An 18,882-nucleotide genomic window follows, 5' to 3' on the forward strand; every position below is an offset into this window, starting at 1 on the left:
AGCAAGGATGAGAACAAACGGATCCATAGGTTCTGACCGGTCGCCGGTTCACCAGCTCACTGGATCACGTTCGGTCATTGCGCTTGGTCTCGCGCTGTTGTCCACCTTTCCCGCGATGGTCCTGGCGCAGGAAAGCGTCGTGGTCCGAGCGATTATGGTCGAGGGTGCGCTCCCGGCTGAAGATCCGATGGCGGCCGCCTGGGATGACGCTCAGGAAGCGGAATTCCCCTTGTCGCCGCAGGTGCATTGGAGAGAACGGATTCAAGAGGTGACGGTGAAGGCGGTCAAGGTCCGGGCGCTGCACGACGGCAAAGAACTGGCCATCCTGCTGGAATATGAGGACCCGACCGAGGACCCTGACGACGCGGCGGCCCTTGAATTTATGGTGGGCGACAAGAAAGCCCATTTCGCTCACGGTCAGCCGATGGCTCAGGTCGAAGGAGGCCCGGTCAACATCTGGTATTGGAAAAATAAAGAGAACAAGGCTGTGGACATGAACGCCAAAGGGTTCGGCACCCTCAAGGCACAGGAACACCAGGACGTGAAGGCCAAGGGAGTGTATCAAAACGGCAAATGGCGTGTCGTCTTCTCGCGTGCTCTGACCACCGAGCATCGGGAGGAAGATACGCAGTTTAAACCCGGAGAGTTCACCAGCATCGCGTTCGCGATTTGGGATGGGAAGAAACTGGAAAACGGGGACCTGAAGGAAAAGGGTTCTCAAAAGGCCGTCTCCTCCTGGTGGTATTTCCGCGCGGAGCCGTCGCCGGATTATTCACCCTATCTTTATGCCGTGCTGGCGATCGGCCTCGCGGCGGGGTTTCAATTCGTCGTCATTCGACAACTGAAGAAGAAAGGGGCTGCGAGATGAGGTCGGCCTCGCGCTGGACGACTCCTGGCGTTGTTCGAACACTGATCCTCACGGCCGCGGTTGCCGGCCTCGCGGGCGGGGCTTCGGTGACCGGCTGCACCTTGTTTCAAAGCGAGCAAGTCAAGAAAGGGAAGGCGCTGTACGAACATTACTGCATGCACTGTCACGGGGAGAACGGGCGGCAAAATGAGGGGTACAACTGGAGATATATGCCGGATCCTAAGCCCAAGGATCTCTCGAACAAAGAGGAGATGGGCACCTTCAAGGACGAGGAAATCTTCGCCGTCATCTCGCGGGATATGAAGGACACGACGCCGGAGATCGGGGACAAGATCGGCGAGGACGAATTCGCCGTCCCGACGATGCCCACATTCAAATATACACTCTCAGAAGAGGAAATATGGGACATCGTCGCCTATGTCCGGACGTTGCACGGCATGAAACTGACGTACGATGTGGAGGGCCGTAAGAAGGAACTGGAGGCCAAGCTTCAGGAGGCGCAGCAGAAGTACGATCAAGCCCAGCAGGCGTACGATGCGGCCGAGAAGAAAGCCAATGAAGAGGCGGAGAAAAAAGGCGTCGAGGTGGACGAATCCGCGTACGCCAAGGAACAAGAAGCGCTTCTTGTTGCCAAGAAAGAGCAGGAGCAGGCGAAGGCCGCCCTAGCCAATTTCACGTCGCGGCCGAAGTTCCCCCCTGTGCCGAAACCGGACCTTACGATGACGGCCGAGGCGGCGGCGCAGTTGGTCGAGACCGGGAAGCGTCTCTACTTCAACAAATACGGCTGCAATGGCTGTCACCGGATCGGAGAGGAAGGCGGTACGGTCGGCCCGGCTCTCGATCGGGCGGGTTTTCGCCTCAATACCGCATGGATGTATCGATGGATCAAGTATCCGCAATCCATGAAGCCGGAGACGCGGATGCCAAACCTGGGACTGAGTGATGCCGACGCCAAGGCTGTGACGATGTACCTCGCCACCCTTCGCGCTCCGAGGCCGGACCAGGCGGTCGAGAAGGTTCACACCGACGTAATGCTCAACACTCAAAATGTGTCGGTCAACGCTCGAAATGCAGGCGACGTAATCGACGGCTCCTCGTCCTGAATCGAGTCTTTCGAATCACAGGCATCCGAGCCACATTCCCGCTAAGAGGAGCCACCCTGCCCAGATGTGTTGTTTGAACATCGCGAATGCCGTCGGAGCGGGAACGGACCCTCGAAGTTTTTTCACCTGCTGAAGAAAGAATCCTCCCACTAGCGCTAATATCGCGTAGTAGATCAGCCCCAGCCCGGTCAGGCGTCCGAGTATCGCGAGGAGTCCCAGCATCGCGAGCAGAAACAATCCGACGGCAAGCCATGTGCGGGCGCCGAAGGCGATCGCGGCGGATTTCAGGCCGATCCGGATGTCATCTTCACGGTCCTGGATCGCATAGATGGTATCGTACGCGATGACCCAACAGATCGTGGCGGCATAGAGAATCCATACCGGTGTTTCAACAACGTTGCGCACGGCGGCCCAGGCCATCACGACGCCCCAGCCGAAGGCAAGTCCGAGGACTACTTGAGGTACGTGGAGCACCCGCTTGGCATAGGGATACAGGATGGCCAAAGCCAAGGCGACCGGGCTCAGCAAAATCGTCAACGGGTTGAGCAACAACACGAGTCCCGCCACCAAACCGATTAAGACGGCCGCGAGTCCCAACGCCTCGTTGACGGTGACTGCGCCGGAAGCCAACGGGCGCAGACAGGTACGCGCGACGTGCCGGTCAAACGACCGGTCGGCGAGGTCGTTGAGAACGACACCCATGCTCCGCATCAGAAACGAGCCTCCCATGAAGACGAGCAACAGCTTGAGCGGCGGCCGGCCCTCCGAAGCCAATACCAGCGACCACAGGGTCGGTAGCATCAACAGCATCGTGCCGGATTGATTGCGCAGGCGGACGAGATCGGCAAAGGAATCCCACTTGCTCCGGGAGGGTGAACCGGTGGAAACCGGTTTGGGACAATGCGTCAACAACTCGGCCATGGCGGGGACCTTAGCCCAGCGGGAAAACGGCTGTCAATGATGCGGGAGCCCGGTCGCGGGTTGTTATCTGCGGCGGATTTCCGGTATAAGCGCGGTACGGTGGAACCTGTCCGATGGACGATGACGCGCTGTGCTCGTACGGGCCGGGCCGCCGGCCTCGCGGCACTGGTATGCCTGGCGGCCTTCGTAGCCGGTTGTGGGCTCTTCTCCGGCCGGGACGGGCTCACGTCGGGCTACTGGTTTCCGCTGACCGTCCGTCTGACGCTGGACGAGACGGTGACCAACGCGGCGCTTGAGTATCGCGACGCCTGCGGTCAGCCGCAAACCCTGCCGATCCATGCGGCGTTGAAGGAAGCTGTGGTCCGCCGGATCGGAACGGTGTTCGAGCGGATCCAGGTGGACGACCTTGCTTCTAAGCATGGCGCCTCGGACGGCACCGTGGCGGTTGGCTTGGGGATCAACCAGACGGAACTTTCCATTCCGCGGAAGGTCCGACGCTCCTATCCCGCGACGGTAACGCTGGGCCTGGACTTTTCCTACACGGACGCGGACGGCGCGGTGCTGTACAACAAGAAGCTCCAGAGCTTCGGGCGCGGCGAAGTCGAGACCGACGGTGAAAGCTGCGAGGTCCACGGGCTCGACAAGATTGCCGAGCAGGCGATCGAGAAAGTCACGGAAGGCATGGCCAAGCAATTGGGAACTGCGACGAGGATCCATGAGGCGGCCATGCGGAAAAGGGCTCCTAAGGCTGCGCCGCCGACGCCGGCCCGGGCTGCCGACCGGAGTCCGGTCGGGACGGCTGCTTCCCCGTCCGGGCAGGGTTCTCCACCCGTTGCGAGTAAGGGCGGCGAAGGTGCCAGGCTCTCGTTCCGCGCCATCGTCCGAGACGAGAACCGCAATCAGGTCCTGGAGAACCACGAGGAGGTCTCCATTGAGATCGAGGTCAAGAACGAAGGGCCGGGACCGGCCTTGGGTGTAGATGCATTGCTCGGCGGCAGCCCGGCGCTGATCGGGCGGTTTCCCAATCCCATCGAGATCGGCGACCTTCAAGCCGGAGAGCTGAAGCGGGTGACTGCCAGTGCCAAGCTCGATGGGGTGAAGGAAGTGGAACAGGCGGAGCTGGTGCTTTCGCTCAGGACCCTCTCGAGCGGCGTGCACTTGCCGGTGCCCAAGAAGTTCCTCATTGCGGTCAGGCCCGATCTGAACGAAGAAGTGGAAGTCCTCTCCGTGGATGTGGATCAACTGGTGAAACCAGGAACGGGGTTCAAGCAGCCCAAAGCCATCGGCATTGCGATCGGAGTGGAGACGTTCCGCGACGCCGGTATGCCGGACGTCAGATTCGCAGGGCGGGACGCCGAGGTCGTGGCCGGCCATCTCAAGACGTTGGCGGGTATTCCAGCCGGCCGGGTCAAGCTGCTGGTCAACGAACACGCGATGAAGGATGATCTGGCCGAAGTGTTCGAAGAGTGGCTTCCGCGCCAGGTGGAACCAGGCAGCGTGGTGTATGTCTATTTCGCGGGGCGGGCGCTCGTGGATTCGTCCACGGGTGCCGTTTCGCTGGTTCCTTATGACGGAGTTGCGGTGTCGCGGTCCCGATTGTTTTCGCTGCGCCGCTTGCAAAACGCGTTGAACCGAGCGTCGGTCCAGCGTGCCGTGGTGATGCTCGAAGTCTCACTGGAACCGACTCCAGGAACGGATTCGGGTCGCGGCATCGAGCCCATGTGGGATGGCGAAACACCCGCGTCGCGCGAAGACAAGATCTTGCTCATGATCGGCAATCGAACGCTTCAGGAAGCCCATGCCTATGAACAGGGTCGGCACGGGCTGTTCACCTACTATTTGTTAAAGGGGTTGCGTGGCGAAGCCGACATGGACAAGAACGGAATCGTGCAGGTGGGAGAACTCTGCGTATACGTGCGGGCGCAGGTCCACAGCGTCGCCAAGAAACAAGACGGGAGTGATCAGGAGCCGGTCTGCATTCCGGGCGCCGGCAAGGGTTCCGCGTTGCGCACTCTACCGTTCGCCAAGCTTCGGTGAAGCGAGTCGGTGGGCCGTCGATGTACGGAAGAGCTGCGCGCGGAGTTCTTGCCCGACGTGTTGACGGAGTGAGGGGGAGACCTGTATAACGTCACTGCCCTTGCCGAGCGTCAGAGAGAGGGCGCAATCCGAGCACAACATCGGCAAAAGCCGGCGTAGCTCAGTGGCAGAGCAGCTGATTCGTAATCAGCAGGTCGGTGGTTCGACCCCACTCGCCGGCTCCAGTAATTTCAATCACTTAGGTGACGCCAGGCTGATCAGATCCTGCCGATTGTGTCAAAATTGTGTCACTCGTCCAACCCTGATCCAGGATTGCGACTCCGTACCGAAGACTTTCCGGATAGTGATGTGCGTACCGCTGCGTCATCGTCGGAGACTTGTGGCCTAGCAGCCGCTGGACTGTGTACAAGTCCACCTTCGCTTGGACCAACCTGGTGGCGAAAGTGTGGCGCAGATCGTGAAAATGACAATCCGCGATCTTCGCTTCCTGTAAGGCGAGGCGGAAGGCCCGTCTGAGATTGTTAGCCTCGATCTGCGTGTGAGCCGTGCTGCAGAACACCAAGGTCGTGTGCAACGATCTGACCCTGGCCTTCCTTTTGAGCAGATCGACTACGGTCTGATTGATCGGAATGGTCCTCCGCTCCCCGTTCTTGGACCGGAACACGGTCACGGTTTTGCGGAAGAGATCGACTCCGCTCCACGTGAGCGCCAGGATTTCGCCTAACCGCATGCCGGTGTGCAGGGCGAAGACCACGATCTCCCGCAGCCACGCAGGACACGCCGCCAGCAAGCGGCGCTCTTCCTCCTGCGTCAGCCAGCGATCCCGCTTGTTCGCTTCCTTCTCCATCGACACGCGGCTCACAGGATTATCCTGACACCACTCCCACTCACGTCGCGCCAGGTTAAAGGCCTTCTTTAAGCAGGCCAGTTCCCGATTGATCGTGGCCGGTTTCACCCCGTCCGCATAGCGGTGGGTTTTGTAAGCCACGATCAGTTTCGGGGTGATCTCTGCCAAGGTCCGGTCGCCGAAGAATGCCCGGAAGTGTTTCAGGTACCCACGATAGGCCCGCTGACTGGCTAGCTTGGACACGTGTTCCTGCTCAAAGCGATCCAGCAATTCCGTGACGGTCCGGGTCTGTTCCTCTGAGACGTCGAAGTAGCGCCCCTCCACAAGGTTGACTTTCACCTTGGCCAGGATCGCCTCGGCGAGACGCTTGTCCGAAGTCCCCGTTGACCGGCGAATCCGTGCCCCTTGGTAGGTGAACTGCATCCACCAGACCTTCCCGCGTTTTACGAGCCCCATATTCCCTCCTTTCCGCGTGGGCTCGATGCTGGTCTGGGTTCCCCGTGGCGGGCAGTATAGACCGCCCGCTTGGCCGCGGCAATGGCCCGGTCAATCTCGCTCCGAGCCCATGTCGACTTGCCGGTCGAGGGCGGAGCCTGGGCGGCGCCCCGTCGGCAGGCCTGCAGCCAGGCCTCGATGTCGTCGGCATCAAACCGAATTGCCCCGTTGACCTTGAGGCACGGGATTTTTCCTTGACTGGCCCAAGCATAGACGGTGGCCTGTTTGATCTGGAGCCGAGCGGCGACCTCTTTGACCGTGAGCAGCGGCAGTCTCATGGGGTGACTCCGGCGACGAAGGCGGATGCTCGGAGCCGCCGTTTCACGGTTGCGCGGCTACAGTGCAGGCGCTTGGCAATTTCCTGGAGCGAGAGCCCTTGTTGTTTTAAGACCGCCACCTCATCCGGGCTCGCCGATGCCACAGGCCGACCGAGCCGGACGCCTCGCGCTCTCGCCCGATCCAGCCCCGCCTTCACCCGTTCGCGGATGATGTCGCGTTCCAACTGCGCCATCGCGCCGATGATCGTGAACATCGCCTGCCCGATGGGCGTGGAGGTGTCGAACTGCTCTTGCAGAGAGATGAAGTCGATCTTCAAGGCCCGGAAGGATTCGAGGGCGGTCATCAGGTGCTTGACCGAGCGGGCGAAGCGGTCAAAGCGCCAGACCAGCACGGCCTGAAAGCCTCCGCTCCAGGCCTGCTTCATCAGCCGATCCAGCGCTGGGCGTCGATCTTTCGCGCCGGAGTAGCCGTGATCGACGAATTCCTCCACGATGCGCCAGCCCCGTTGCGCCACATGCGCCCGCAACGCCTGAAGCTGCACTTCCGGGTCTTGCTCGCCCGTGCTGACGCGGGCATAGAGCGCGACGTTCATGCTCCTACCTCTCTTCTGGTTTCGCTCATCGTGGACCCTCGATCAGAACCCTTCTCCGAAGTTTTTGACCCCGTCTCATGGTCCATCTCACCGAGTCGCCCGTGTGTGGCTGGTCAACCATCGAAGCCCTTCGATCACGCGGGTCAAGCGGTGCTCCAGGTCGGGGACCCCAAACTCAGCGAGCACCTCCTCAAGAGCCTGACCGAGAGCTTCGCCTTCCCGCTGCCAGTACGACCGCGCTTCCGCCCGACGCCAGGAGACCCATCGGTCATTGACCGTAAGTGCGAGCTTGTATAACTCCCAGGGCTCCTCCCGTGACACCCGCGCTTGCGTGATGATCCGATCCAGCGCCCGCTCAATGGTCACGAGGTCCTGAGCGAGGTCGTACCATTCCGCATACGAGGGCTGCCTTCTCTGGACCGCCACGGGATCGAAGAGGCGGCGGATGGGCAGGCTTTCCACGAGGTCTTGCTGGAGACTGCGCAGGGTTTCGCTCACCCGTAGCACGGTTTCAACGGCCTCGTGATCCAGCCGGGACCCCTGAGGCGGCACGATCAGCGTCGCCTCCGATGATGTGTGGGACTTTGCCTGAGGCATTGCCTGAGGCATGCTTGGTTGCCTAGAAGGCACCTTGCCTGGATCAGGCTCGTTGCCTAGTGTCATCCTGCCTTTAGGCTCCTCGCCTGAGCCTTGGCGTTCGCGATGGGCCTTATAGGCCGCGCAGCCCTTGAGATGGGCCCGCACGGCCTGCCGGTTCCCAAAGGCTGCGCGGCAGAAATTACAGTGCGCCATAGCGTTTTTCCCGCCGTTGATCTTTTAGTTCGCGTAAGTACTCCGGGGCGTACTTGCCCGGACAGACGCGCTGATGCCGCTCCCACCGTCGCGATCCCCTGCATCGGTAGTTACACCATGAACACTTCAACTCGATCATGTCACTCATACTAGGCCCTCGCCGCTTCATCACCCATACTCCTTTCCCCTATAAGTCATGTTTTCCCAGATGGGCGAGGTGATCTGAACGCCTCGCCCACCTGATGACTTCGAAATAATTACCTACGTGTCCTCGCTCTCATCGCTCTCATCGGAATCATCGTCCTCACGTTCATCCTCCTCACTCTCCTCATCGTCACTCGCTTCGTCCGACTCGCTGTCTGTTTCCTCACCATCATCGTCACTATCTTCCTCATCCTCGAAACCCAACGCATCACCGATCACGGTAGATGCTCCGTGGATCAGGTCATACGCTTCCTCTAGCTGTGCTCGCAGTCGCTCATTTTCCTCTTGTAACTCACGTTTCGTCGCCATCGTCATCACCTCCCTTCATCGAGCACCATCGGTCCGCTCAACGCGGATCGCATCCAGTGACTCATCGACGCGCCCAACCATAACAACACAGGCACGCTCGCCCACAGCACCACGACCGAGAGTGGTAAGGACTCGGCTTCCTCATCTTCATCCCTATCCTCGTCATCCTCACCCATGTCTTCATCCTGCTCTTCATCCCTATCGATCTCCTCGTTATGTTCCATCAGTTCTCACCTCCTTTCGCTTCTTATTCACTTCATTGACTTCATATATTGGCTGGACGTTTTGCCAAAGCGTCCTCAGTGTGTGAAAGCCTTGAGAAATTTTGGCGGACGAGGGTTTCACCGTTTCACGCTCGTGAGTGCTTTGCTCTTTCGCGCACTTGTGATCTTGTGAAACCGTGAAACCCTTTTTTGTGAAACCCTATTCTGGTAATGCTTTTTCAAAAAACCATGTATTCTCACGTCGTCCGTGGCTCGACGTGATGTGGATACCGTGGCATGTTTCGAGTACCTTGCGGTTGATCCCGATCCATGTCCCCAGCGCGGTCGCCGATGGGAATGGAAAACCTTGGTCCCGGCCGGTGAACAAACTCTGCAACTGGCCATAAAGTTGGCGCGCCGTCGTTTCCACGGTGCGTCCGTTCGATATCGTTCTGACCCAAGTCCCGAAGAGCTCGAAGCGTTCGTCGCCCTGCGCCAGAAGACCAAACTGCTCGACGTTGAGCGCGGCCATAGCCTCCTCGAAGTCCTTCTCAATCCCAAGCACGCGGGCGGCCACACGGCCGAAAACGTGAAAATCCGCAAGCCGATGGTGCGACGTCTCCGAATCCGGCTGCATTCTAAGTGCACCAACTATTTCATTAAGTATATGTAGCAATGCTGCCCAGATGCGGGGCCGCGCATCTAAAATCACCTGACGCAAACGCTGCTCCGGCAGCTTCACGCCTTCGATCGTTGCGAGGTGAATTGGCAGCAAGCGCTGAACCACGTCCTCGCGGCCTTGCTTCCATGGGGTTGTGCGGGCGGTCAATATCAGGAAACAATTCGGCCGGTATGTCACTAGAGTGTTCGTGGTGTAAAGCTTCCGCCGCTCGATCTCAGAGCCGGTGGCAAGCTTGGCGAGATGGTCCGCGAGCCACGGCAGGCGCGCATCGGCGTTGTCAAAAACGACGAGGCGTTTCGCGCTGACGGCAGCGAGGAAATCGGCCTCGCCTGTTCCATTGCGGAACGAGCTAACCTCGAAGTCGCGGCCATAGAGCGTGCAGCCTACGCGACGCGCAAAACTCGTTTTGCCCGCCCCCTGATTCGCAACAAGGAGAAGAAGCGGCCGCACCGGGAGCAATTCCGCAAAAAAAAGGCCAATTGTCCAGACTTTGAGGAGGGCAAGCGCGCGACGCGGGTCGCCTTGGAGATTCAGCCCGGCGAACAGTTCGTGAAATGCGTCAAAATCACCACTCGACCAATCGGGCTGGATGGGCTCCGCGCGGCGGTCGCACTGAAAAAGGACGCGGTCTTGTCCGTTGTCGACCGTCGTGATCCGCTGGCCATCGAGCATGAACATCTGACCTTTGTTTGCGTCGACGAAAAGGCAGCCGCTACCCCGGTCGAAAAAAGCGAATGAGCGTGCTTCGACGCGCTCACCGCTTGTGAACGCATGGTTGACTAAATCCGCCGCGACGAAGCGCGTTTCGTCTTCCGTCGGATTCAACCCGAAGCGGTGATGAATGGAAGCGCGAAACTCGTCGTCGTCCAGGCGGGCAAGCTGTCTTGTCGCACGGTCGAAAAAAAAGATCTCATCGTCGCGCGTGCGGATGAATCGACCACGTCCGCTCAGGTCGTCGCGAACGATCGCCGCGATCTTACGCTTGCGCTCGAAGGCGCGGAGGTCTTTGGAACAACGAATGAGATCGATATCCGCCCGCACGAGCGCGGCGGCCGCCTCGTCGAATCGCTTCGTTTGCTCCTTATACGTAGTCTCACTCATCAGTCCACTCCTCTAAAATAGAATACGCATCCGCCAGGCGATTGAGTTCCCGGTCGAGCCGGTCATCGCTCCACGTGCTGGTGTCGATCCCGCCCGCCGCGTCGATCAACTTTCTCGCTTCGCGAATCACGTCGGCACGCAACCCCTCGCGCTGGTAACTTTGCCGTTGACGTGCCCCTCGCCACTTGCGTCGAGGACGCGAACTGTTTGGAAAAAGATCGCGGACGCAAAGCCCAACAGTCCCTAAAATTTCCTCAAGCGGGCATCCGGCGTGACAAAAGAGCAGGATGCGTCCGTCTTCACCTCGGGCAACCGAAAGTGACGGCCGCCGATCGTCATGTGCCGGACAACGTGCGGACCAACCGTTGGCGGTTCGACGGACGCCGTCGAGTCGGCTAAGAAGTTCATCTAGTAGCATCGCTCGTGCGCCGGTCTCAGCGTTTGATAACGTTGGATTTCCAATCTTGGCACGAACCAGCGACGCCCACGCTTAATTGCGTAGAGTTGTTTCTTACGAATCGCGCGCCGCACAGATTCCTCGTCGAGGAACAAAAGCCGCGCAGCCTGGGCGGTGCTCATCAATCCATACTCTTGCATTGGCCCCTCCTTTTGCGTTTTTCGTGTCATGTCCCCACACTACACCAGTGACTTTCACAACTTAGGAGGAAATTGGCATCCGGAAGGGTTTTGCCCTAGAATTTCAAGCGGATTGGGGAGCCGATGAAGTCATCACGCCAAAGGCGGCAGCGGGCGGGAACTGTCGTGTCGAATCACGACAGCAGGCTCACGGCACTACAGGAACTGTTACGTAAGTGGGATTGTGAAGAGGAGACGATCACGGTCGTCGTCCAGTTGATTCACCATTTCGGTTTGCTCCATGAGCCGACCCGTCAAGCGGGGACGACCGCGCGAATCATCCGACAACAGGCGAAGATGGCGGAACAAACGCAAGGGCGGAAGGTGCTCCATGCCCTTGTGCGACACGTGCCGCCGGATGCGTTGGCGAAGCGGACGGCGGCGGCGCGGCAGGTGGCCCGACTACGAGTTGAGGCGGAGCAGTATCAAACGCAGCGAGGCGATCGGATCATTCCGCGATTCCCTACGCCGCAGGATCGGCAACGCACGGCGAGCGGACGCCGTCCTGAGATCGAAGTGACCTACTTTCTGCAAATCCTCGATCGCTACCTCGCGGAGGAGGAAGCGATGGAGGATGTCACCTCCCGCCTTCGCTGTCTTGCCAGTCTCCTGTGTCGGATTGAAGGCAATCTCCGCCCCTCCAAGTTGGAGTTGCGGAAAATGGAGAATCGCGTTCGTGATCGGTTGCGGAAGGCTCCGCCCCTCGATGACTTCGACTATCACTGGGCACTGGGGCAAGCGCCGAAAGGCTGGGAGTACGCGCCGCTCGTGATACGACCCGAAATCAAAAGCCTCCCGGAACAGGAGTGAACAACGGTCTCTCGCGGCGAGATCAAAAACCCCCGGCGTGCTGATCGTCGGGACCCCGCATCAAGACTGGGGTTTCCAATCGCGTGTAGACAGGCTCAAAACGAAAACCTTTTGTCCGTTCTCATATCTGTAGTAACTGTGCAATGACTTCAGCCGCAAACGCGGGAATATCTTCGTAACACGCTGCTAGCTGCCGGAGTTGTTGGAGAGTTTCTTGAGACCGTTGGCTGTCCACACCGAGCATCGCATAAAGGCTTGCCAGATACTCTCCCTCGCCTTTGCTAAGGTCGAATGCTAGGTTGGCGTAGTTAGTGAGGATGAAGTGTCGCACGCGCTTCTGGAAACTGAGACGCTTGCGGTCTTCATCGGATTTTTTGATCGGTTCTAAACTAATGTGGTAAGCGTTGGGAGCGTACTCGATCATTGCCCCCGTTGCGTAATCTATTGTGGACCCCAGAAAGCCCCCACTAATGACGTTGCCCCAAAAGTAGGGGTTCAGTTTGGTTTGAAGGGTAACTTGTTCATCCTCGTAGCCTTCCTTCTTAAAGACTACGATTGTGTCTTTGGATCGCTTCACTTGTGTGCTTAGCGGAGTAACGCCTACCTGTACACCGTTGATAAAGACCTTGGCACGCTTTGGGTCTGAATTGAAACTGATCACCTGACTACTCCCGTCGAGGATCGACGCACACCCTAAGGCCGTGAGAAGTATCGAGCTAACAAGCAAGAGACCAGTCATCTTCAACATCGTTCTCCTCCTTAATGTGAAATACTGCCATGCTACTCATGATAATCTTTCATCCTCCCAGCGCCTGACCGATCACGGCTTCCTGACTTTAAAGTAGACGTAGCCCACCAGAAGAAGCGCAACGACTGACAGAAACCCTGGCGACAGGATCAGCGATTCGGGGGACAACTCCGTCGGCACACCAAACTCTTTCAGTCGTTCCTCTGCTTGTGTGGCGGCCTCGGCCAGCCAATTGGTGCCCTGTCCTCGACTGCCCTCCTCTCCCCCGAAAGGTACAGACGATCTCTCCATCACCACCACGGAACCGGACGCTAAAAGACAGACCAGCGCCTGATCGACCGACGCCGGGACCAGCGCTCGCATCCACGCCCAATCAGGAACAGACAGGCACCCAGCGACCGGACGGTCGGGCTTCTCCTGACGCGCTTCCGGCCTGCTCTGTGCAGAGTCATTGATCCTAAGCAGCAGAGTAACGGCAACGCATCCGACTACTAGAACCAGGAGTTGCGCAAGACGGTTCAGCATTTTGATATGAAAATGGGCATCAGAAGTGATACCCCACTCCGAACACCACAAAGTGAGCGTTATAGTCGGCTTTAAGGCCGCCGAAGAAGGGAAGAAAGCTCGCCTGATTGAACTTGTATTCTCCAAAAGCGGCAATGTGCTTCGTCATGAAGCCCCGCACTCCGGCCAAGACATTCAAGCCCGGCCGGATCGCAGAGCCCGCCGTCGATGAAGGAGAGGTATACCAGAAGAGGCCGAGTCCGGCCCCCGCATAGGGCTGAACAATTTCACCAGGATAACGGTAGACCACGTTAAAGGCCGCCGTGGTCACCCGACGATGAACACCGGGAACAATAGTGGTTTGTTCTCCGCCCGAACCGCTCTCCGTGAAGTGCTGCTGCTTGAGATAGGGAGTCGCCGTATAGACCTCCGCTTCGCCACCGAAATACTTCAGGTTGTCAAGAAAGTATCCCACCTTGAGCCCATAAATCGGGGAATTCTGAAGACCGAGATTCGATCCGGTCGAGCCCGCCATGTCTCCTGATCCCTTCACGTCACTCAACTGTGCTGAAAGTCCATAACCGGCGAATCCTGCCACATAAGGTTCCGCGTTAGCCGTCCGTTCAAAGAGGACCGAAGAGCCACAGAGAAGCAGGATCATAACGAACCAACCGATAACGGCAATCATACTGAGCCTCCTTGCCCGATAGGAACCACCAGTCGAGAAATAAGGAGTAATTACACTCTATGCACTCAGTAAGTCTATCTGGTAGTTCCCATTTGTCAACATATTACGTCTGTTGGTTGGTTCCTAAGGCAAATCTGCCATCTCATACTCCCCGCCCAAGTGAGGTGGCGGCATGGGTATCAAACGAGCAGTGGGTCAACGCATTAAGACCGTGCGGCAACGGATGGGACTGACACAGGATCAATTGGCCGAACGGGTTGGATTGAGTCCGAAGTACATCAGCGGGATTGAACGCGGCGTGGAAAATCCGACGATGGACACGTTGATCCGTCTCGCGAAGATGCTGGAAGTGGAGCCCTATGATCTCTTTCTGTTTGGAGAGTCAGAGGAGAGTGAGAAGGTGTTGCGGAAGAGTATCGAGAAAATGATACGGGAAGCGGATCGAGAGAAGCTTCAGTTATGTTTCGATATCATGAGGAAAATTCTACAACTCACCTAAGGTCAAGCAAGCCGTCACGTTGTTCTGGCGGTAGCTGTACCGCTATGGCGTGCGACCGCTTTATACTCGACCGACATACGTATTGCCCCTGTGGTCATTTTTGTGTCAGAAATACTCGAAAATGAAGAAAAGGGACCGACAACCATCGAAACGATAGAATGCCCACAACTGCTGAGAAATCAAAAGGAAACGGGGAAACCGACGCAACATCGAGACCTTCGGGTAAATCACTTATTTTAATTCGTAATCAGCAGGTCGGTGGTCCAATCCAGCGCGCCGGTTGCGCCTTGTTTGCCGATCGCTGAATGTGAAGATCACGGCGAAACTGCCGACCGGCGGGGGAGAGAAACTCGAATCAGGAAGGGGTCGCAGGAAAGCGGTGCTCGGAAGGACTGCGTCCGACTCCGCCCGGCCAGGACTTCAGCAATTCGCTCATTTCCTCCGCAGAAACCGGCTCGCTGAAGGCGAACCCCTGCCCGTGAAGACAGCCTTGCTTCTGGAGCAGCAAGGTTTGCTCGTCCGTTTCGATTCCTTCGGCGATCACGGTCAACTTGAGGGCCTGGGCCATGGCGATGATGGCGGCGATGATGGCCTGGGCGTCTGGGCTCGTCATCATATCTTGCGTGAACGCGCGGTCGATCTTTAGCGTGTCGATCGGGAATCTCCTCAAATAAATCAACGAAGAATAGCCGGTGCCGAAATCATCGATGGAGACGCGAACCCCCATCCCCTTGAGCAGCTTCAGCGCCTTCAACGCGGCCTCCGCGTCCTGCATGATGGAGGTCTCGGTCAGCTCCAAATCCAGATGGCTGGGCTCCAGGCCGATCTCAGCCAGGACACCGGCAATGATCTTCGCCAGGTCCGGCTGTTTGAACTGACGAGCGGACAAGTTCACGGACAACTGAAGCGCGGTGTGCCCCGCGTCGTGCCAGGCCTTCAGTTGACGGCAGGCTTGCCGGAGAACGGATTCGCCAATCTTCACGATGAGTCCGGTCTCCTCGGCAAGCGGAATGAACTTGGCGGGTGGGATAAGGCCAGAGACCGGGTCCTTCCACCGGGCTAGCGCTTCAACCCCGATCATGCGCCGCGAGGAAAGGTGGATCAGCGGTTGGTAGTACACCACGATCTCGTTCCGCTCCAGAGCTTTGTGAAGTCGGCTTTCCAACACCAGACGTTCGTACGCCTGGGCGTTCATGTCGGGAGAGTAGAATTCGTAGCTGTTCTTGCCGCGCTCTTTCGCGCGGTACATGGCCGCATCGGCGTTCTTGATCAAGCTGCCGGCGTCGCCGTTTCCCGGGGAACTGATCGCGATGCCGATGCTGGCAGTGACGAAGACCTCGTGGCCAGCCAGCGTGAAGGAGGGCTTGAGGGTGTCCAGAATCCGTTGCGCCAAGCGTCCCGCCACGTCGGGACTGGTGATGTTCTGGAGCAGGACGGAAAACTCGTCGGGTCCCAGCCGGGCGATCGTGTCGGTCGTCCGCAGGCATTGTTTGAGCCGCGCCGCCACCGCCTTCAGCAGTTGGTCCCCGACGACATGGCCCAACGTGTCATTGATGAGCTTGAACCCGTCCAAATCCAGAAACAGCAACGCCTTGCGGTGATCGACGGGCGCCCCGTTGGTCAATTGCTGGCCCAGTAAGCGGACGAATTGGCGGCGATTGGGGAGCCCCGTCACGGGATCGTAGTAGGTCAAAAGGCGGACCGACTCGGCGGTCCGCCGATAAAAAATGGCCATGACCAGCAGAAGCGGAATGCGGATGAGATGCCGTTCCAGCACCTCTCCCGTATCCTCGATTTCCCGATAAAGGGCGAATCCGTAAATCGTCGTCACGAGCGTTAGGAACAGCGTCATCTGCATTGTCGTGCGGGACGCCGTGACGATCAGAATGATGACGAAATAGGCCAAGTACAGATCGGAGCCGGCGTTACCGGAGAAATAAATCAGGGCGGAGGTGATCACGGTGTCCAAGACAGCCAGCGCGCCGGGGAACCAATCCGCGGTGATGAGGCGAGCCGGGAGGACCATCAACATGCCACACAGCAGCAGGAGGCCGAGAATGGAGAGCATCTCCACCTCCGGCGTGATCAATGCATTGGGGCTGAGCAGGAGTTGGTAGCTCAAAACGATGGTCACGAGCGTCTGCAACTGAAGGAAATTGTGGCGCATGGTCGTGACCGCTTGCGTGGTCTCGCCGCCTGTTTCCGGCAGAACCGGCTGGGTGCTTTGCGCGCTCGGCATCAGGGCGAGCGCTCTGGACAAGAGGGACATAGACGTCGCTCTCCTTTTTCCCGCGGCTGGAGCCTCGGCGGTTACCGCAATGGCATGAGGATCTGCTCGGCCGGGCGCCCACCGGCATGCCCGACTTTCGTGTCGCGAATCTGGTCGCTGATCTCGTACCGCCCCTTTCCCTGGGACTTGGCGCGGTACATCGCCAGATCGGCGTCGCGGATAAGATCCTCGGGGCGGGCGTGCACATTGCTGCTGAGAGCGATGCCGATGCTGGCGCCGACGTGGACGATCTTGCCGACATCGATTGGTTCCGTCAGCTTGCGCAGTACGCGCTCGGCGACGCGGATCGCGTCGGTCTTGCCCGTCACATTGTTGATCAGCAGAGTGAATTCGTCTCCGCCGTACCGGGCGACGACGTCGCCCTTTCTCAGGCACGCCTGCAGCCGTTTGGCGGTCTTGATCAAGACGGTGTCGCCGGCTTTGTGACCCAGGCCGTCGTTGATCGGTTTGAACCCGTCCAGATCGATGAAGATGATGGCGAACTGGAATTCGCGGTTGTTCTTCGCGCATTCGATTGAGCGCCACACCCGCTCGATGAATTGGGCGCGGTTGGGCAGTCCGGTCAATGGGTCGGACATCGTGTCATAGCGGGCCTGCTCCTCGGATTCCACGATCCGCTTGAACTCGGTCCGGGCGATTTCTGTTTTATTGCCACAGAGCAACGCCGTGGACAAAAGGACGGGAATGAGCAAGGCATGCTCGGCCAACGTGGCCTCGACTGCGTACGCCGACAAGCCATAGGCGGCGGATACCACGCCTCCCAGACCCCACAGGTGCCGCGCGGAGGAGCTCACCGATGCCATGAGGATCACGAGGATGTACTCGAAATACATCCACGGCTCGATCGTTCCGGCTTGATAGGTCTTCAAGATCAGGATTCCCGTGTTCACCAGGGTCAATAGCGAGACGAACGGCTTGCCGACAAGCACCGGACCGCGAAGACAGAGGATCAGGAGGAGCGACACACTGATCATGACGAAGAGTGAGGTGTCGGCGCGATGGAGCACATCGAGGGACGGAAAGCGGTAAGCCAGGATGAATGCAAACAAGACCTGCAGCAGGCTCAACAGGAGGCGCGGCGAGGAGCGTCGGATAATGACGCTGGCGTAGCGATCGGTCATGAGAGGACGAGTGCCTTTACGTAGTGGCCAAGAAAACTCTACCAACAAACGTCCATTTTGTCAGGCATTTTGACAAAATCGGCGCTGCGGGATCCCTGCGAGGATCAACGGCCACTGAAGTCCGGCAATCCGATCAAAAGAGACTAATCCTTCGCCGTCCGCAAGCGATGTTTCTCTTCATCCCACTTTGACGAGTGTGCTATAACCACACTCCTCGGATCACGCATGAAAGTCTTGCTGGTTGAGAACAATCCCGTCGACGCCAAGAATGCCCAGGAGATGCTGACCAAGGCGGGCGGCGGGCAGATCGCGGTCACGCACGTCGAGCGAGTGAGCCCCACGTTGCGCCGATAGGCCCGGGAATCTTTCGATGCGATCATGGTGGACCTGACGCTTGTGGACACGCACGGGCTGAACACCTTGAGCCTGATTCAGGCGGCGCCGGTACGGATGCCGAATCGTCGTTCTGAGCGACCGACCGGATAAAACCTTGGAGCGGCAGACCATCCAACACGGAACGCAGGATTTTCTGGTCAAAGGCCAATGGACCGCTGATCAACTGGCACGAGCGCTGCGCCATGCGGTCGAACGGAAACGGGCGGAGTGGAACCTCGCCTATCTGGCCCAGTACGATCCCTTGACGACCCTGGCCAACCGCGTGCTGTTTCAGGATCGCATGAGCCGGGCGCTGGCCATGAGCAAGCGCAAGAAGCAGGAAGTCGGCATCGTCATGCTCGGCCTCGATCGCTTCATGGAGGTCAATCAGACGCTGGGCCGTGAGAAGGGCGACGCGTTGCTCAAGATGACGGCCGACCGGTTGCGGCAGTGCATGCGTGAAGTGGATACGGTCGCCCGGCTGGGCGGGGATGAGTTCACCCTGCTGCTGGAAGGCATCAACTGCAAGGCCGATATGGAGATCGTCGCCAAGCGGGTCCTGGGACTCTTCGCGAAGCCGTTCGAGCCGGATGTCCATCCGGTCACGGTCACGGCCAGCCTCGGCATCACGGTCTATCCCTTGGATCCTCACGAGGGGGACGAGCTGCTGGCCCATGCGGAACAGGCGATGGACCAAGCCAAGGAAGCAGGCGGCAACACCTACCGGTTTTACGAACCAATCGGAGCATGAACGGTGGACGCAGAGCCGGTTGACTTT

The 18,882-nt window shown here is 58.7% G+C and carries 22 protein-coding genes and 1 tRNA gene; 8 read left to right on the forward strand and 15 right to left on the reverse strand.

Annotated elements, in window-relative coordinates:
* The first annotated feature begins 7 nt into the window (after positions 1 to 7).
* Both ACWHTU_RS03750 and ACWHTU_RS03755 read left to right on the forward strand, forming a co-directional pair.
* Positions 8 to 868, forward strand: coding sequence for an ethylbenzene dehydrogenase-related protein (locus ACWHTU_RS03750; protein ID WP_447861766.1), 861 nt, complete (start codon positions 8 to 10; stop codon positions 866 to 868).
* Positions 865 to 1,971: a c-type cytochrome gene (locus ACWHTU_RS03755; protein ID WP_447861768.1), complete on the forward strand. Its 1,107-nt coding sequence runs from the start codon at positions 865 to 867 to the stop codon at positions 1,969 to 1,971. The genes ACWHTU_RS03750 and ACWHTU_RS03755 overlap by 4 nt, the downstream gene beginning before the upstream one ends.
* Before the next feature lie 15 nt (positions 1,972 to 1,986).
* Here the strand turns inward: ACWHTU_RS03755 and ubiA are convergent, their stop codons facing one another.
* Positions 1,987 to 2,892, reverse strand: coding sequence for a 4-hydroxybenzoate octaprenyltransferase (ubiA, locus tag ACWHTU_RS03760; RefSeq protein WP_447861770.1), 906 nt, complete (start codon positions 2,890 to 2,892; stop codon positions 1,987 to 1,989).
* A gap of 120 nt (positions 2,893 to 3,012) precedes the next feature.
* Here ubiA and ACWHTU_RS03765 point away from each other — a divergent pair, with 120 nt between their 5' ends.
* Positions 3,013 to 4,929: a caspase family protein gene (locus ACWHTU_RS03765; protein ID WP_447861771.1), complete on the forward strand. Its 1,917-nt coding sequence runs from the start codon at positions 3,013 to 3,015 to the stop codon at positions 4,927 to 4,929.
* Between the two features lie 149 nt (positions 4,930 to 5,078).
* A tRNA-Thr gene (locus tag ACWHTU_RS03770) sits at positions 5,079 to 5,153 on the forward strand.
* 14 nt (positions 5,154 to 5,167) lie between these two features.
* Here the strand turns inward: ACWHTU_RS03770 and ACWHTU_RS03775 are convergent.
* The 9 genes from ACWHTU_RS03775 to ACWHTU_RS03815 all read right to left on the reverse strand — a co-directional run bounded on the left by ACWHTU_RS03775 (position 5,168) and on the right by ACWHTU_RS03815 (position 11,030).
* On the reverse strand, positions 5,168 to 6,232 hold the full coding sequence (locus ACWHTU_RS03775; RefSeq protein WP_447861773.1) for a tyrosine-type recombinase/integrase: 1,065 nt from the start codon (positions 6,230 to 6,232) through the stop codon (positions 5,168 to 5,170).
* Positions 6,220 to 6,549, reverse strand: coding sequence for a helix-turn-helix domain-containing protein (locus tag ACWHTU_RS03780; protein ID WP_447861775.1), 330 nt, complete (start codon positions 6,547 to 6,549; stop codon positions 6,220 to 6,222). Before ACWHTU_RS03780 ends, ACWHTU_RS03775 begins: the two co-directional genes overlap by 13 nt.
* Positions 6,546 to 7,142 carry a recombinase family protein gene (locus ACWHTU_RS03785; RefSeq protein ID WP_447861776.1) on the reverse strand — a complete coding sequence of 199 codons (597 nt, stop codon included), beginning with the start codon at positions 7,140 to 7,142 and terminating at the stop codon, positions 6,546 to 6,548. The genes ACWHTU_RS03780 and ACWHTU_RS03785 overlap by 4 nt, the downstream gene beginning before the upstream one ends.
* Before the next feature lie 87 nt (positions 7,143 to 7,229).
* Complete coding sequence (locus ACWHTU_RS03790) at positions 7,230 to 7,751, reverse strand: hypothetical protein (RefSeq protein ID WP_447861778.1); 522 nt, start codon at positions 7,749 to 7,751, stop codon at positions 7,230 to 7,232.
* A gap of 444 nt (positions 7,752 to 8,195) precedes the next feature.
* Positions 8,196 to 8,447 (reverse strand): hypothetical protein, encoded by a 252-nt coding sequence (locus ACWHTU_RS03795; RefSeq protein WP_447861780.1) that lies wholly within the window; start codon positions 8,445 to 8,447, stop codon positions 8,196 to 8,198.
* A gap of 5 nt (positions 8,448 to 8,452) precedes the next feature.
* Positions 8,453 to 8,671, reverse strand: coding sequence for a hypothetical protein (locus ACWHTU_RS03800; RefSeq protein WP_447861781.1), 219 nt, complete (start codon positions 8,669 to 8,671; stop codon positions 8,453 to 8,455).
* Positions 8,672 to 8,870: 199 nt separating this feature from the next.
* A complete protein-coding gene (locus ACWHTU_RS03805; protein WP_447861783.1) occupies positions 8,871 to 10,433 on the reverse strand; it encodes a hypothetical protein in 1,563 nt (520 codons plus the stop codon).
* Positions 10,426 to 10,575: a hypothetical protein gene (locus tag ACWHTU_RS03810; protein WP_447861785.1), complete on the reverse strand. Its 150-nt coding sequence runs from the start codon at positions 10,573 to 10,575 to the stop codon at positions 10,426 to 10,428. Before ACWHTU_RS03810 ends, ACWHTU_RS03805 begins: the two co-directional genes overlap by 8 nt.
* Positions 10,576 to 10,841: 266 nt before the next feature.
* Complete coding sequence (locus ACWHTU_RS03815; RefSeq protein WP_447861787.1) at positions 10,842 to 11,030, reverse strand: helix-turn-helix domain-containing protein; 189 nt, start codon at positions 11,028 to 11,030, stop codon at positions 10,842 to 10,844.
* A gap of 165 nt (positions 11,031 to 11,195) precedes the next feature.
* Between ACWHTU_RS03815 and ACWHTU_RS03820 the strand changes: the two genes are divergently transcribed.
* Complete coding sequence (locus tag ACWHTU_RS03820; protein ID WP_447861789.1) at positions 11,196 to 11,879, forward strand: hypothetical protein; 684 nt, start codon at positions 11,196 to 11,198, stop codon at positions 11,877 to 11,879.
* Positions 11,880 to 12,000: 121 nt separating this feature from the next.
* On the opposite strand, the gene ACWHTU_RS03825 is transcribed toward ACWHTU_RS03820, so the two are convergent.
* The 3 genes from ACWHTU_RS03825 to ACWHTU_RS03835 all read right to left on the reverse strand — a co-directional run bounded on the left by ACWHTU_RS03825 (position 12,001) and on the right by ACWHTU_RS03835 (position 13,819).
* Positions 12,001 to 12,627 carry a PEGA domain-containing protein gene (locus tag ACWHTU_RS03825; protein WP_447861791.1) on the reverse strand — a complete coding sequence of 209 codons (627 nt, stop codon included), beginning with the start codon at positions 12,625 to 12,627 and terminating at the stop codon, positions 12,001 to 12,003.
* A 72-nt stretch (positions 12,628 to 12,699) separates the two neighbouring features.
* Positions 12,700 to 12,990, reverse strand: coding sequence for a hypothetical protein (locus ACWHTU_RS03830; protein WP_447861793.1), 291 nt, complete (start codon positions 12,988 to 12,990; stop codon positions 12,700 to 12,702).
* 181 nt (positions 12,991 to 13,171) lie between these two features.
* Positions 13,172 to 13,819, reverse strand: coding sequence for a hypothetical protein (locus ACWHTU_RS03835; protein WP_447861795.1), 648 nt, complete (start codon positions 13,817 to 13,819; stop codon positions 13,172 to 13,174).
* A 172-nt stretch (positions 13,820 to 13,991) separates the two neighbouring features.
* Here ACWHTU_RS03835 and ACWHTU_RS03840 point away from each other — a divergent pair, with 172 nt between their 5' ends.
* A complete protein-coding gene (locus ACWHTU_RS03840; RefSeq protein ID WP_447861796.1) occupies positions 13,992 to 14,318 on the forward strand; it encodes a helix-turn-helix domain-containing protein in 327 nt (108 codons plus the stop codon).
* Positions 14,319 to 14,673: 355 nt separating this feature from the next.
* Here the strand turns inward: ACWHTU_RS03840 and ACWHTU_RS03845 are convergent, their stop codons facing one another.
* The gene (locus tag ACWHTU_RS03845) at positions 14,674 to 16,587 is read right to left on the reverse strand and encodes a putative bifunctional diguanylate cyclase/phosphodiesterase (RefSeq protein ID WP_447861798.1); all 1,914 of its coding nucleotides are present in this window, start codon (positions 16,585 to 16,587) and stop codon (positions 14,674 to 14,676) included.
* A 41-nt stretch (positions 16,588 to 16,628) separates the two neighbouring features.
* Complete coding sequence (locus ACWHTU_RS03850) at positions 16,629 to 17,729, reverse strand: diguanylate cyclase domain-containing protein (protein ID WP_447861800.1); 1,101 nt, start codon at positions 17,727 to 17,729, stop codon at positions 16,629 to 16,631.
* Between the two features lie 225 nt (positions 17,730 to 17,954).
* Here ACWHTU_RS03850 and ACWHTU_RS03855 point away from each other — a divergent pair, with 225 nt between their 5' ends.
* The gene (locus ACWHTU_RS03855) at positions 17,955 to 18,083 is read left to right on the forward strand and encodes a hypothetical protein (protein ID WP_447861802.1); all 129 of its coding nucleotides are present in this window, start codon (positions 17,955 to 17,957) and stop codon (positions 18,081 to 18,083) included.
* 136 nt (positions 18,084 to 18,219) lie between these two features.
* Complete coding sequence (locus ACWHTU_RS03860) at positions 18,220 to 18,855, forward strand: diguanylate cyclase domain-containing protein (RefSeq protein WP_447861804.1); 636 nt, start codon at positions 18,220 to 18,222, stop codon at positions 18,853 to 18,855.
* Positions 18,856 to 18,882 lie beyond the last annotated feature (27 nt).

Source organism: Nitrospira calida, assembly GCF_976986435.1.